11 protein-coding genes, 1 tRNA gene and 1 pseudogene are annotated in these 13,799 nt (G+C 38.8%); 7 read left to right on the top strand and 6 right to left on the bottom strand.

Annotated elements, in window-relative coordinates; genetic code table 11:
• The first annotated feature begins 160 nt into the window (after positions 1-160).
• Both GJU39_RS24265 and GJU39_RS06205 read left to right on the top strand, forming a co-directional pair.
• On the top strand, positions 161-574 hold the full coding sequence (locus GJU39_RS24265) for a DUF1761 domain-containing protein (RefSeq protein WP_154279833.1): 414 nt from the start codon (positions 161-163) through the stop codon (positions 572-574).
• 18 nt (positions 575-592) lie between these two features.
• Positions 593-1,171: a YdeI/OmpD-associated family protein gene (locus GJU39_RS06205; protein WP_154279832.1), complete on the top strand. Its 579-nt coding sequence runs from the start codon at positions 593-595 to the stop codon at positions 1,169-1,171.
• Positions 1,172-1,264: 93 nt separating this feature from the next.
• On the opposite strand, the gene GJU39_RS06200 is transcribed toward GJU39_RS06205, so the two are convergent.
• The gene (locus GJU39_RS06200) at positions 1,265-1,525 is read right to left on the bottom strand and encodes an SDR family oxidoreductase (RefSeq protein WP_245227697.1); all 261 of its coding nucleotides are present in this window, start codon (positions 1,523-1,525) and stop codon (positions 1,265-1,267) included.
• 516 nt (positions 1,526-2,041) lie between these two features.
• On the opposite strand from GJU39_RS06200, the gene GJU39_RS06195 reads away from it, so the two are divergent.
• Together GJU39_RS06195 and GJU39_RS24260 are read left to right on the top strand one after the other, a co-directional pair.
• Positions 2,042-2,221, top strand: a complete 180-nt coding sequence (locus GJU39_RS06195; RefSeq protein ID WP_154279831.1) for a hypothetical protein — start codon at positions 2,042-2,044, stop codon at positions 2,219-2,221.
• Positions 2,190-2,966, top strand: a pseudogene (locus GJU39_RS24260) (recombinase family protein); the annotation flags it as partial. The gene GJU39_RS06195 and the pseudogene GJU39_RS24260, both read left to right, overlap by 32 nt.
• Before the next feature lie 734 nt (positions 2,967-3,700).
• Here GJU39_RS24260 and GJU39_RS06185 read toward each other — a convergent pair.
• The 4 genes from GJU39_RS06185 to GJU39_RS06170 form a co-directional block, all read right to left on the bottom strand.
• Positions 3,701-3,787, bottom strand: a tRNA-Ser gene (locus GJU39_RS06185).
• A gap of 183 nt (positions 3,788-3,970) precedes the next feature.
• Positions 3,971-4,408, bottom strand: coding sequence for a DoxX family protein (locus GJU39_RS06180; RefSeq protein ID WP_154279830.1), 438 nt, complete (start codon positions 4,406-4,408; stop codon positions 3,971-3,973).
• A gap of 163 nt (positions 4,409-4,571) precedes the next feature.
• Entirely contained in the window at positions 4,572-5,264 is a 693-nt protein-coding gene (gene pepE / locus GJU39_RS06175) for a dipeptidase PepE (RefSeq protein WP_154279829.1), read from the bottom strand.
• A 25-nt stretch (positions 5,265-5,289) separates the two neighbouring features.
• A complete protein-coding gene (locus tag GJU39_RS06170; RefSeq protein WP_154279828.1) occupies positions 5,290-5,913 on the bottom strand; it encodes a Crp/Fnr family transcriptional regulator in 624 nt (207 codons plus the stop codon).
• A 707-nt stretch (positions 5,914-6,620) separates the two neighbouring features.
• On the opposite strand from GJU39_RS06170, the gene GJU39_RS06165 reads away from it, so the two are divergent.
• Positions 6,621-7,901, top strand: a complete 1,281-nt coding sequence (locus tag GJU39_RS06165; RefSeq protein WP_154279827.1) for an ATP-binding protein — start codon at positions 6,621-6,623, stop codon at positions 7,899-7,901.
• A gap of 358 nt (positions 7,902-8,259) precedes the next feature.
• Here the strand turns inward: GJU39_RS06165 and GJU39_RS06160 are convergent, their stop codons facing one another.
• Positions 8,260-8,844 carry an RNA polymerase sigma factor gene (locus GJU39_RS06160; protein WP_154279826.1) on the bottom strand — a complete coding sequence of 195 codons (585 nt, stop codon included), beginning with the start codon at positions 8,842-8,844 and terminating at the stop codon, positions 8,260-8,262.
• A 166-nt stretch (positions 8,845-9,010) separates the two neighbouring features.
• On the opposite strand from GJU39_RS06160, the gene GJU39_RS06155 reads away from it, so the two are divergent.
• On the top strand, positions 9,011-10,171 hold the full coding sequence (locus GJU39_RS06155) for a FecR family protein (protein ID WP_167515651.1): 1,161 nt from the start codon (positions 9,011-9,013) through the stop codon (positions 10,169-10,171).
• Between the two features lie 118 nt (positions 10,172-10,289).
• Positions 10,290-13,793: a SusC/RagA family TonB-linked outer membrane protein gene (locus GJU39_RS06150; RefSeq protein WP_154279824.1), complete on the top strand. Its 3,504-nt coding sequence runs from the start codon at positions 10,290-10,292 to the stop codon at positions 13,791-13,793.
• Positions 13,794-13,799: the final 6 nt, after the last annotated feature.

Here is a 13,799-nt window from a genome sequence, read left to right as displayed (position 1 = left end):
TAAAAGCTTTAAATGGTTTTACCGTAAACCGGAATTGGAAAACATAATTGGGGGGTCAACATGCTCCAGAATATCCACCCCTGACACAAGGCTGTCAACGATCTGACCGACATTTGCAGTATTAAGTAACAAAATTAGTTTAACAATTAAAAATAAAATTATGATCAGTCAACTTACACACTTAAATTGGTTTAGTGTTCTATGCGCATTTATTCCCTATTTTATTCTTGGAGGTCTTTGGTTCACCGTATTTTTCGGCAATCCGTACAAAACATCACTTGGCAAAGGAAATGAAACATTACCGAACTCACCGATCTTTATAGCAGGGCCCGCAATTTGTTGCCTGATTATTACTATAACAACTGCTATGTTAATTTATGCTTTAAATGTTAATACATTAAGCGGCGCATTGGAATTCGCTATGGTAGCGGGCATAGGTTACTTGGTTACGAATACGGTTAACATAGCCATTAACCCCAACATACCGAGACCCATTTTCTATAGTGTTATCAGCGGAACTTATCATTTAGTCGGTATCACTATCGTTTGTATTATCATAGTGGCTATGAAGTAGCAAAAGAAAAAATCCAAAATGGAAATTGAAACATTTTGCCCGACGAGCCAACACGATTGGAGACAATGGTTAACAGAAAACCATTATTTAAAACAATCGGTTTGGCTTGTTTACTACAAAAAGAAAACCAACACATTAAGCATTACATGGAGCGAAGCGGTTAATGAGGCTTTATGTTTTGGTTGGGTAGACAGCCGACGAAAGCCTATAGATGATCAGTCGTTTATGCAGTTTTTCAGCAGAAGAAAACCTTACAGCACGTGGTCCAAAATAAATAAAGAAAAAGTACATCAACTTATTAACAACGGACTAATGACCCAAGCAGGTTATAATAGTATTGAAATTGCTAAACAAAATGGTTTCTGGACAATGATCGACCAGGTGGAAGAGTTAATAATACCCAGCGATATGGAAGAAGCATTAGCACTACAAACAGATTCAATGGATTATTTTCTGAGTTTAAGTAAATCCGTAAGGAAAAGCATTTTACAATGGATCTTATTCGCCAAGCGACCTGAAACGCGAAAAAAAAGAATTTCCCAAATAGCAAACCTTTGTTCACAAAGAATAAAACCCGCTTTATTTAGAATATTTTGAACGCTTTTTGATCTCGTTTGACCCACATGTTGACTTAGGCCTCACAGGATAACATTTTTGGGGGTTATCAATTGGCAGGATTCATATCCGTATCTATTGATCCGGGCTGCACACATTAACCGTAATATTTATAGACCCAAGGCCGCATGCCAGGCCACGGGTAAATCCTTGCAGGGCCGATTTGCTCATTACATATAACGTAGCTTGCGATTCACCTGCGTTATTGGCCATGTTACCACTAATACTAATGATTCGGACACCTACAGGCAAATGTTTAACAGCTACCAGCGCGGCCACATACACATCGCGTACATTTACAGCGATTATCTGTTTGTCGCTTGTCCCACCCACCATTTGCGCCTTCTTTTTTTTAATGAATTTTTACAAATCAAGTTTCAGGAATAAATTTTCAAGGCTAAATGATTTGATTGACATTTCCAATAAATATCTGATTTGTTTTGTCAAAATTCTTTGGCACTATCCCAATAGATTTTCTTGCCATTTTCGTCTGGGCCGTCCAAATATAATGCTTCCGAATACTATGTGGTCGCTTGCACTACTTAGTGGATAGTAAACTGTTCTTATTCGGTCATAAATTGAGGCCAGATCTTATATTCATTTAACGACTACGACAAATGATTGCTAAAAACAAAGAAACAACCCTTATATAGCTATCTACTTTTCTATATTTTTCACATACGGGGCTTCTTTACAAAGCCAATATTTTTATCATGAACAAACAATACTGGATTGTTCTGCTATAAAAATAAGAAATCTCTTTGTTAATAATCTGGTAAAAGAATAAAACAGTGGTACGACCGTGTTAATTTAATATTTTTTTTGCGTTCATATTTGCCTCTAAAAGAAGTTATGGAAAATACGAATAAATCGATAAAATCACCAATAATTATAGATAAAAAGAATGTAGGTTTAGCTAAAAATATTGATAAAAAAAGTGAAGATTTTCGTAAATTGATAGCTGAAATTATCGTAGAAATCATCATTAGTAGACAAAAGAATGGATGCAATAGGATATGTAAGAATAAGTAAAAAAGACCAGTCAGTCCACTCAAAAGACTATCAGCGGAAGAATATTCAAGATTATTGCGAGTACAATCATATTGTCTTGGGCTCTGTATTTGAAGACGACGGGGCGTCAAGCTATACTTTTGACCGCCCCGATTATAGGGCGCTGGAACAGTTTATAAAAGAGCACAAAAACAATGTTAAATATTTGATTGTACTCGACCATGACCGCTTTAGCCGTAATCTTCCCGAAGCGCTACAAAAGATTGAGCAATTGGAAAAAAGATATGGCATTAAGGTAATTGCAACAAGTGAACCACTGGATATTGATACTTCCGACCCCTCTGTATTTCTTTTAAGGGCGTTTAAATACCTGATCGCAAATCAGGAACTATTAACAATCAGGCGTAGGGCAAAAATGAGCGCACGACATGCCCAGGAATCAGGGAGGTATCTTAATAAAGCACCCTTTGGCTATTTGAATGGCCGCCAAAAAGATGGTAAAATGATACTTGTTGTCGATGAAACCAAAGCTTACATCGTACAAAAGATATTCCGCGATTATTTGGCAGGGGTTCCACGCTACCTTATTCATCAGGAAGTAAAAGATTTGGGCTTCCATCAAAGTGGCAACGGTGCGATATTCAGGATTTTGATTAATCCCTTATATGCAGGATTGGTTAGGGTGGTGGCGCATGGCAAGAATCCTGAGAAATATGTTAAAGCCATTCACGACCCTATCATTTCAGAATCCCAATATTGGCGTGCACAAGACACGCTCGGTGTCAATAAAAGGGCGATGAAAACCCAACCTAAGGAGGAATTTCCGTTAAAAGGTATTTTGAAAAGCCCTTGTTGCGGACAAAGCATGACCGCTGGCTGGAGCAAGGGTAAGAGTAAATACTATTTATACTACCGTTGTATTAAGCATAGCAACGTTAATATTTCAGGGGCGGTTTTACATGAAAAGTTTAACAAGTTGTTGCTCAACTTGGCTTTCAGGCAGGATGCCATTGATGAAATTGTAGTTGAGGTAAAGGGCGGTTTATCGGCAATGAACGAAACGCGTAACAAGGAATCAAAGGTTATTACGGATCAACTATCTAAGCTGGAAGAAAAGATTGAAAGGGCTGAAAAGAAATTGATGGATGATATTATTAACGCAGCAACCTATAAAAAATGGAACAAGAAGTTTAACGCAGAGAGAGCCCAACTGCTTAAACGTAGGGACGAATTGGACGAAGACTTAGAAGATTTTATTAATCAAGAACTATTGCTATTGCCTTATATGCTAAATCTGCCTGGCATTTTTGAAGATGCAACTATAAACCAGCAGCACGCTATTTTAAATGAGGTGTTCAAACAAGGTCTCACGTTTAAGGAGGGTATGTTTAGAACACCTTGGATACATCCTGAATTTGTCCATAATTCGCAGATACTTAAACAGTTAGAGCTGCTCGAAAACGAGCAGCTCTATGATGATTTTAAAGAAATCTCGTTATGCGGAGAGTGGGGGATTCGAACCCGCGGACCCTTTAACAAGTCAACAGTTTTCAAGACTGCCGCAATCGACCACTCTGCCAACTCTCCGGTGCAAAAGTACAAAGTTGATCGTAATCTGCAAATGATTTTTACGATAATATTCAATAAAAGATATTAGTGCTTGCTAACCATTTAGTTAGCGTATCATTTTTTTTAAATAGATAGTTAAATCAGCATAAATCAGCGGCATTTTTAGCCTTTTCTAATTTTAAACCTTCATCAAAAAGCAGATTATTGCGGTACGGCCTGCACTTTATCTACAGCGAGTACTCCGTTTCCTTCAATAGTGAAACAGATAAGCCCGATCAGAACCAGTGATGAAAACCAGAATTCGGAATAAGGTTTAAAGATACCACCCGAAATATTGATGAAAAATACTGCACCAATTAAGATGGGCAGGTTTAAAAGACAAAAAAAGCGGGTATTGGTACCAATGGCAATGGCGACACCACCAATAATGTGGACTAAGATAATTAAGTGTGCCGCTAAACTGATGCTAAATGCGGTGCCCAGCATGGCGCCTCGCATTAAATGATTAAAGGCTTCCATGTTGATGTAAAAATCAACTCCCTTCCAGATGAGGACGATGCCTAGCAAAATTCTGAAATAATCAATCCATTGAGGGTGATGCTGATCTCCCCAGTTTTCAATTTTCTTGAGCAGTTTCATGTTTTCTATATTTGGTTATGTCAATTTACAGAAAATCATAAATAAAAGCAAAGTTTATCCTATTTATTATCAGTTCATTAATTAATCGAAGGACCCGGAAATCAAGGGAAATAAATTGCCGTGAGCGATTAATATCTATCAAAGCCATGCCTGATCGGAAATGTTATAAAACGGTGCCGGGTGCAATTTCATAAGGTTGCTTGTTTTTTTCAAATACCCTGGTTGGCTCCGTACCTTCTGTAGTAATGCAGTTGCCTATTCGTCTGATCCAGTTTCCTTCCCGTAATCCAATCACCTTTGTATCGTTCTGCGTTAAAAACTCCATGATTCTCGTTTCCCGGGTTTCACCATTATGTTTTAAATCTGGATTTGGATCAAGATAGTGGGGGTTAAGGTTGAAAGGAACCAGGCCCATACATTCGAAAGAGGCAGGGTAAACAATCGGCATATCGTTGGTGGTTTTCATGTTCAGTCCGCCAATGTTGCTACCCGCACTACAGCCCAGATAGGCTTTGCCATTCTGAATTTCGTGTTTAAGTACTGCCATTAAATCCATTTCGTGTAGCGTTTTAGCCAGCAAAAAAGTATTGCCACCGCCGGTAAAATAGCCTTTCGCCTCCTGTATTGCCTTTGCCTGATCATCAAATTCATGCAAACCGCGAACATTTATTTGAATGCCAGCAAAAAATTGCTTTGCTTTTTCAGTATATTCTTCATGAGAGATGCCTCCAGGCCTGGCGAACGGAATAAATATAATCTCTTCCATGCCTTTAAAAAGATTAACAATTTCTTCTTTAAGATAAGCGAGATAGGTTCCGCCGAAGAGTGTAGATGTAGAGGCTAGAATGATATTCATGTGCTTTATTTTAGGGATAGATGTTTTATTCTCCGGTAACTTTACCTCTTAACCGACTTAAAGTTTCTAAACGCATTCCGATAAAAGAAGCGATGTATTTCAACGGTATCCTGTTCATAAGGTGTGGATAAGTTACCAAAAGCCGTTCGTAGCGCTTTCGTGCGGTGGGTAATCTGGCAATAAAGGCTCTTTCTGAAGCGCCCTGAATATAAAGTTCTGTCATCTTTCTGCCTACATAATTGGCGATCATGAAATTTTCATATAAATATTTAGTCATGGTGTGCGGAACTGCGATGGCGAGTACATTTTCTATCGTTTCCACATATTCATCAGTCGCCACATCTTCCCAGAGGTTCCTGATGGTGCCTGCAAGTTCGTTTTCGGTAGTAATCCAGGTGGTAATCTTATTGCTTCCCGTTTTGATGTAACCATGCACTGCACCTTTTAAAATGAAATAGATATACCTGTTCCGTTTAAGGGGCGATGCAACATGTTTGTTTTTAGCGAAGTTTACCGGAAATGTATGTTCGTTTATAATGGCCTCAATCTCGGGACCAAGCTCATGAAAGGATTTAAACAGGGCAATTAATGGTGATTTACCACCAAAGTCGATCCATTTTTTATCGCCATAGATATTCTCAATATTCATTAATCATATTTTGGGCTAAACTCGGAATTAAAATAGAAAAAGCATAACGGGCCAGCGCTACAAGTGTTGTAATTCGTTAATTATGACTAAAGTTTAATCGTTAGAAGAGTAATGCTATTGAAGGAGGTCTTAATTACCATCGTTGATCGAAGCATACGCGAGATTTGAAGCCAATGTGCCTTTTAAACAGCGTGGCATTTGAGTTTATATTTTCTAATGCCTTATATGGTTGATAGCAGTTGCCTATATTATTTACCATATGAGGAATATAAGGTCATCGAAGCTCAAGTTGGCTATTCGTATTGCTTTAATAAAGTTTTTTGAGATACCTGGCGTTTGAGTTTATATTTTCTTCCATGCCTTATATGGTTGATAGCAGTTGCCTATATTATTTACCATATGAGAATATAAGGTCATCGAAGCTCAAGTTGGCTATTCGTATTGCTTTAATAAAGTTTTTTGATACCTGGCGTTTGAGCTTATATTTTCTTCCATGCCTTATATGGTTGATAGCAGTTGCTTAAATATTATTTACCATATGAGGAATATAAGCTTATGTTGCTTATTTGCAGTAAGATACTTAATTTAAAAATCTTTAATTTTCAAAACATACTTTGCAGAACAGTGTACACTACATCAACTGATTTTCAACACCGCTATATTTTCAGCGAGGTTTAATTATATTTGCTAATTAATTTAGTAAAAAAATGTCTGAGAAAGTTAACATTACCTCAAAAGGAATTCAAAAAGTTCTTAAAAATTACAACGAGAGACAAGCCATAGCCGAATATATCTGGAACGGTTTTGATGCCAATGCGGATACGATTAACATCGATTATGTAGCCAACGAACTCGGACGTTTAGATAGCCTGAAAATTGCAGACAATGGCTACGGCATTAATTTCGAGCACTTGCAGCAAAAATTCGATCCGTTTTTTGAATCGGAAAAGGCTATTCAAATTGTTGCCCCAAAACATACCTCCAAAATGCACGGACGGAATGGGGTTGGGCGGCTAACCTTTTTCACTTTCGCACATAACGCCGCCTGGCGCACCACCTATCAGGATGAAAAAGGTTTCCACCGCGGAATGATACAAATTAATACAGGCGGATTAAACAGTTACGAAGCTGCTGAAGAAGCCATAACCGAAACTCAAACCGGAACAGTTGTAACTTTTACTAACCTTCGCATCAGCGAAATAGATTTTGAACAAGGTGTTGTACCTTTTCTGATTAACGAGTTTTGTTGGTTTATCGAGCTGAACAAGCACAAAGAAATACAAGTTATTGTAAATGGAAAAGCACTTGATTTCTCCGCAAACATTAAAAGCAAAGAAGAATTCGAGCTGCTTTATGCTGATACGGGCTTCCGGTTCAAAATAAAATATGTGCATTGGAAAGAGGGCCTGCATAAAGAGCTTTCTAAATATTATTTCCTGGCGGGAGGGGAGGAAATTTATAAGGATTATACTACGCTGAATAAAAAAAGCGATGATTATTTCCACAGTGTTTACATTGATAGTGATTTCTTTAGGGATTTCGATTTCAAGAGTTTTGAAAATGAAGGTCAGGTGGCATTGTTTGGTGCCGCTAAATCTGCTCCCGAATACCGCTTCCTGATTAAAGAACTGAATGAATACCTTAAGAATAAACGTAAGCCCTTCTTAAAAGAATATGCTGATCGACTGATTGACACTTTGGAGCAAGATGGCATCCTTCCCGGATATGCAACTGAGCGGGAGCGCGATGTTTCTAAATTAAAGCTGACTGGCTTGATTAAAGTGTTGTATGAAGTGGAACCAAAATTATTTAGCAGCCTGAGTATCGACCAAAAGAAAATGCTCGTTCGTTTACTCGGTCTTTCTTTAAAAACCGGTGATAAACAAGACATCTTTAATTTAATAAGTGAGATTATTCAGCCTGATGAAGATGAGGAGAAGGATTTGCGGGTGAGTCTCGAGTTTGGAGTCCTGAGTTTAGAGTCCTGAGTCCATAGTCTTGAGTCCAGAGTGGAGCTTATTACGTTTGAAGTTTAAAGCGTGAATAAACTGCTGACTGAAGACTGCCGACTTTAAGAGATCTGTTTTAACGGAAAATTAAGTTCAGAGTCCTGAGTCGATAGTCTTGAGTCCAGAGTGGAGCTTATTACGTTTGGAGTTTAAGGCGTGAATAAACTGCTGACTGAAGACTGCCGACTTTAAGAGATCTGTTTTAACGGGAAATTAAGTTTAGAGCTTAAGGCGCGAATAGACTGCCAACTGAAGACTGCCGACTTAGAACTTCAAGAGATCTGTTTTAACGGAAAATTAAGTCGTAGACTAAAGACTTTTGACTAGGGACTGAAGACTAAAAAAACAATACCCCTGTATACTTCAGCATTGCCCTTAAATGCTTTAAGGCAATGGTTAATTGATTTTCGACTGTTCTTTTTGAAATGTCAAGTTTTTCAGCACTTTCAGTAATGGATAAATGATCCTGGCGGCTTAAGAGGTAAATTTCGCGGCAACGGAGCGGCAATTCTTCCAGTGAAATCTTTACTTTTTGATCGAGTTCGGCGATCAGCATTTTTTCATCGCCTGCATTGGTTATTGATGGATGATCCATCAACAGGCCATCGCCTTCAAATTCATAGCTTTCTACGTATTTTAAAGGTATCGCTTTTTTCTGTTGACTTTTTCTGATACCATGGTAACTGGCAGAAGTAACCACATAACTTCTGAAGGAAGAAATTTTTAAACTATGGCGCTTGTTCCAGATATTCAGAAAGATATCATGTGAAATTTCCAACGCCAGTTCTTCATCTTTTACATATCGGAAAGAGACGGCATACACCCGCAACCAATGACGTTCGAAAAGAAGGTTAAATGCCTTTTCATCATTGTAAAGAATCCGGTTTAGTAGTTCCAGGTCGCTATGATTGCTGTTTGGCATATGCTTATTTAAAATAAAGCTATGATTTAAAAACTGAAATAAGAAATGTATTAGGATAGCGTAAAGCTTTATTTGCTTTTTTTTTATTTTTTTTATGTGTGTGTGTAACCTTAATTGTATCTATATCTATAACAAGCTATTCTACCAAATATTTAATCACCAGGGAATGACGGAAACCCAATATTTTGACCTTTGCGAAAAGTACCTGAAAGGCTTATGCTCTCCTGAGGAAGAAAATATGCTGCATACCTATCAAAAAGAAAATGGTTTGCTTGATCTAACGGTATCTGCCGAAGCAGTAAAAAGGCTTCGTGGAACATTAAGGGCCAGGCTTAATCAGAGTATCCTGGCTCAGAATGGAAAAAAGTTTAATGTCGTTTGGCTGAACTGGAAAATACTTGCACCCCTTGCTGCTGTGCTTTTACTCACCATTTACCTTGCTGTTGATCAGTTTTCCCGACACAAACAAAAACCTGTTTTAACTGCACAAGCAAAACCATCAAATGAGGTTAAAGACATTGTTGCGGGTTCTGCCAACGCCGTACTCACATTGTCTACAGGAGAAAACATTAAACTTGATGGTTCAAAAAATGGTGTAATTAATACCAAAGGCAGTGCCAATATCTCTAAATCAGGAAACGGACTTGTGGTTTCCGCTAAGGGAAAGGGTAACCAGATAAATAATGAACCCTTAAACAAAATCACCATCCCAAGGGGCGGAAAATATGATATCACCTTGCCTGATGGAACCCGCGTTTGGCTAAACTCTTTTTCTTCACTAAGCTTTCCAAATGCATTTGATGGACCCGATCGAAAGGTATTGTTAACTGGTGAAGCTTATTTTGAAGTCGCCAGCAACAAAAAGAAACCTTTTAAGGTAAATGTCGCAGGCAAACAAGAGGTAGAAGTATTGGGTACACATTTTAATATCAGTGCTTTTGAAGAAGATCAAAATATCACCACTACCTTGCTGGAAGGTGCTGTGAAAGTGAACACCGGTAAATTTCAAACGCTGATTAAACCCGGGGAGATGGCAGTTAACAACCTCAAGAGTAAACCCAAAATAGTTCAGGCAGATTTGGAAGAGGTTATGGCCTGGAAGAATGATATGTTTATTTTTAATAATGAAAACATCACTTCGATTATGAAAAAGATTTCCAGGTGGTATGATGTCGACGTTAATTATGAAGGAGACATGACGGCACTTAATTTTGAGGGTAATTATTCCCGGTCTAAAGGATTGAAAAGTCTGCTTAAAAATATTTCGCTTACTGATAAGGTCCGCTTTGTAATGGTAGAAAGGAGGATTACTGTTATAGCAAAATAACTATACTTCAAAAGAAAAATCCAAAAACCGGAAGTGTTGAGACCACTCCCGGAATTGATTAGTCATTAGCTAATCCGGATATTATTAATCGATCAAACAACTAATTAATCCTAACCAAATGTATAAAATTTTTACTGCACTTCCGTGCGGGAATACCCCTTGCTATACGCAAAAAATTCTTCGAGTTATGAGGCTTACCATCATGTTAATTATGATTGCTGTTTTACAGGTGAGTGCGGGCACTTTTGCCCAGCAGGTAAGCATTAATGTAAAAGACGCTCCGGTAAGAGAGGTTTTAAGCCTGTTAACCAAACAAACCGGTTACAACTTTATTTGCGATGCTAACATTATTAACAGCATTTCACCGGTTACTATTAAGGTGAAAAACACACCACTTCAAAAGGTTTTGCAGGCTTGCTTTGCTACTCAGCCAGTGGAGTTGCTTTTTGGCGATTATGCTACAATTATTATTAAAAGAAAGGCGCTGGTTATTCAGCCAGTGGCTCAGGTTATTTCAGTTTCCGGAAAAATCACCGACAATAAAGGCATTGGTTTGCCTGGTGTAAGTGTATTGGTGAAGGGAACGAAAACCGGTGTTGTTTCTGATATTAATGGTAATTACACCATTAAAGCACCAGATCAAAGATCCGTTTTGGTTTTTTCTTTTATCGGTATGGTGAGCCAGGAGGTTAGCGTAGGCGATAGAACAGTGATTAACATTGTACTGGCCGATACGCCGCAATCGCTGGGCGATGTAGTGGTAGTAGGTTATGGAACACAATCCCGTACTACGGTTACCTCTTCCATTACTAAAGTAGAAGGGAAAAATATTGGCAATCAACCTGTATCTACGCCAGGCGAAGCATTGGCTGGTTTAGCCGCTGGTGTTCAGGTACAATCTGATCAGGGTGGTAAACCTGGTGCTGCGCCAACCATCAGAATCCGCGGGGTAAGTTCATTGAGCTCATCAAACGATCCATTATATGTAGTGGATGGCTACCCGCTACAATCGGCAGCAAATTTCAACCTGATTAATCCAAGCGATATCGAATCAATTGAAGTTTTAAAAGATGCGGCTTCGGCAGCGATTTATGGCTCCCGGGCTGCAAATGGCGTGGTATTGGTTACTACAAAAAGAGGTAAATCTGGTAAAACTGTGTTTTCTGTATCTGCTTACACCGGTATCCAAACGGTTAATAAATATATTGATGTATTGAGTAAAGACCAATATGTTGAACAAGTTAAGGCATTAAGCCGGATCAAAAACCTCCAGTATCCAGGTATTCTGGATGGGGATATTTCTAACCTGCCTGATGTAGACTGGCAAAAGGAAATTTTCAGAACGGCGCCCATTAGTAGTTTTGAGTTTAATGCTGCAGGTGGTAGTGAAAAGATTCGCTTTAGTGCTTCAGCAGGTATTTTTAAACAAAAAGGGGTGTTAATTGGAACGGAATATACCCGTTATAACACGCGGATTAACCTGGATGCCGATATTGTTAAAAATGTGAAATTTGGTTTCTCTATTTCGCCATCATATGCAGAGCAATTCAGACAACCATCCTCCGGGCAGGCAAGTGGGGCCGGCGCAAACCCGAACGATTACATTATTGGTGTAAAAGGTTTGGTAGAAGATTTAAATTTACCAAGCCCGTTAAACCAGGCGTTAACTTTTCAACCTATAGTTCCGGTTTATCGTGCCAACGGTGATTTTGCACAGCCTTATGATCGGGAACTGAATTATAATTTGTCGCCAACCTCTGTGTTTTCGGCATCTAACTTCTATAATCCGGTAGGCATTTTAAGTCAGTCAATTAACCGTTCCAGAGCATTCAGAACCTTAAGTAATGCGTTTTTGGAATATGCTCCAATCCCTGGATTGAAGTTAAAAACTTACATTGGTGCAACTTTAGAAAATGAGCAGGTTCATGGCTATGTACCCGGAACTATGGCCTATAGCTCGGCACCTACAGCCGCTTATTCAAGTCCGCAACTGGCGGGAATATTTGCTTCAGATAATGTACGCAATAGTTTCGACTGGGTTTGGGAAAATACAGCTACTTATGATAAGCAAGTTGGAAAACACCACTTCAACTTATTGGGGTTGTTTTCTGCGCAAAGATCTGATTCACAGATTAACTATACTGCAGGTTTGCCAGGAACATTCATTACTACCTCGGTACAAAGCCCTCTGGCATCGCCAAATACAGTGGGTACGGAACTTTTTGATACCAATACTTTTGTTTCTTATGCGGGCAGGTTTATTTATGATTATGATAAGAAATACCTGTTTACGGCTGCTGTTCGTCAGGATGGTTCTTCCCGTTTCGGAACAAACAACAAATATGCCGTGTTCCCGTCTTTCTCCATTGGCTGGCGTTTGGCTGAAGAACCTTTATTAAAAGAGCCTTTATTAAAAATTGGAATTAATGAGTTGAAATTAAGAGGTGGATATGGCCGTACAGGTAATGCAAATATTGGTAGCTTTAAATATCTAAATTCAATTGCCTTAAACAGGAACTACGCTTCGGGCAACAGCCGCATTTTCGGAACGCAACAAATCGATTTTTCTAACCCGGATTTAACCTGGGAGAAAAACGATCAAACGAGTATTGGTACAGATATTGGCTTATTACAAAACAAAATTGTATTAACCTTCGATTATTTCATCCGGAATTCTAACGGTATGTTGTTGAATAAGGCTTTGCCACTTGATGTGGGGTATACCACTTCTTACCAGGCTAACTTAGGTAAACTGCAAAATAAAGGATTTGAATTCACCGCGAATACCAATTTTAAACTTGGTGCTGTTACCTGGAATGCCAATGCAAATTTCTCTACTTACAAAACCAAAGTATTAGACCTTGGTGGTCCTGCTGCCTTGCCGGCAGTAAGGGCAATTAATGGTTGGAATAACGTGTATCAGGTACAGGTTGGCCAGCCACTGGGCATTATGTATGGTTATGAAATTGTGGGTGTGTTTAGAAATGCTGCAGATTTAGCTAATAATCCAAGAGTAACATCAGGCAATAACATTGGCGATTCCATGATCAAAGATCAGAATGGCGATGGCAAAATTGATATAAACGACATGACGGCATTGGGTCATGGTTTACCAGATTTTACTTACGGTTTAACCAACTCATTTCAATATAAAAACTTCGATTTGAGTATTTTAATGCAAGGTGTACAAGGGGTAAATATTATTAACGGAAACAACCGACAAACCATCACCGGTAACCATAACCAAAATTCGCTAAGCAAATATTTCAATAATTACTTTGATCCTGCTTTTCCAGACAGAGAAGTGGTTTATCCGAGTCCTATTTCTACAGGTTCACTCCCTGGCCCGGCCTTATCGAGTTTAGCAGTAGAAAACGGCTCTTACCTTCGCGTAAGAAACATTACTTTGGGTTATCGCCTGAGTGAAAGTCTGTTCAAAAAGATTTCTCTTCAATCGGCCAGATTCTATGTAACGGCGCAGAATCCGTTCCTGATTACGAAATATTCTGGTTATAATCCTGAAGCAAATATTATGGGTGGAGATCCGACCACGCCAGGCGTAGATCAGGGAACTTACCCAACCGCCCGTACCATTATTTTTGGGATCAACTTTGGATTTTAATTGCCT

The organism is Pedobacter petrophilus, assembly GCF_009674725.1.
GTDB classification, from domain to species: Bacteria; Bacteroidota; Bacteroidia; order Sphingobacteriales; family Sphingobacteriaceae; genus Pedobacter; species Pedobacter petrophilus.
The sequence above is the reverse complement of the archived record's forward strand: the minus strand, read 5'-3'. Positions and strand labels throughout refer to the sequence as shown.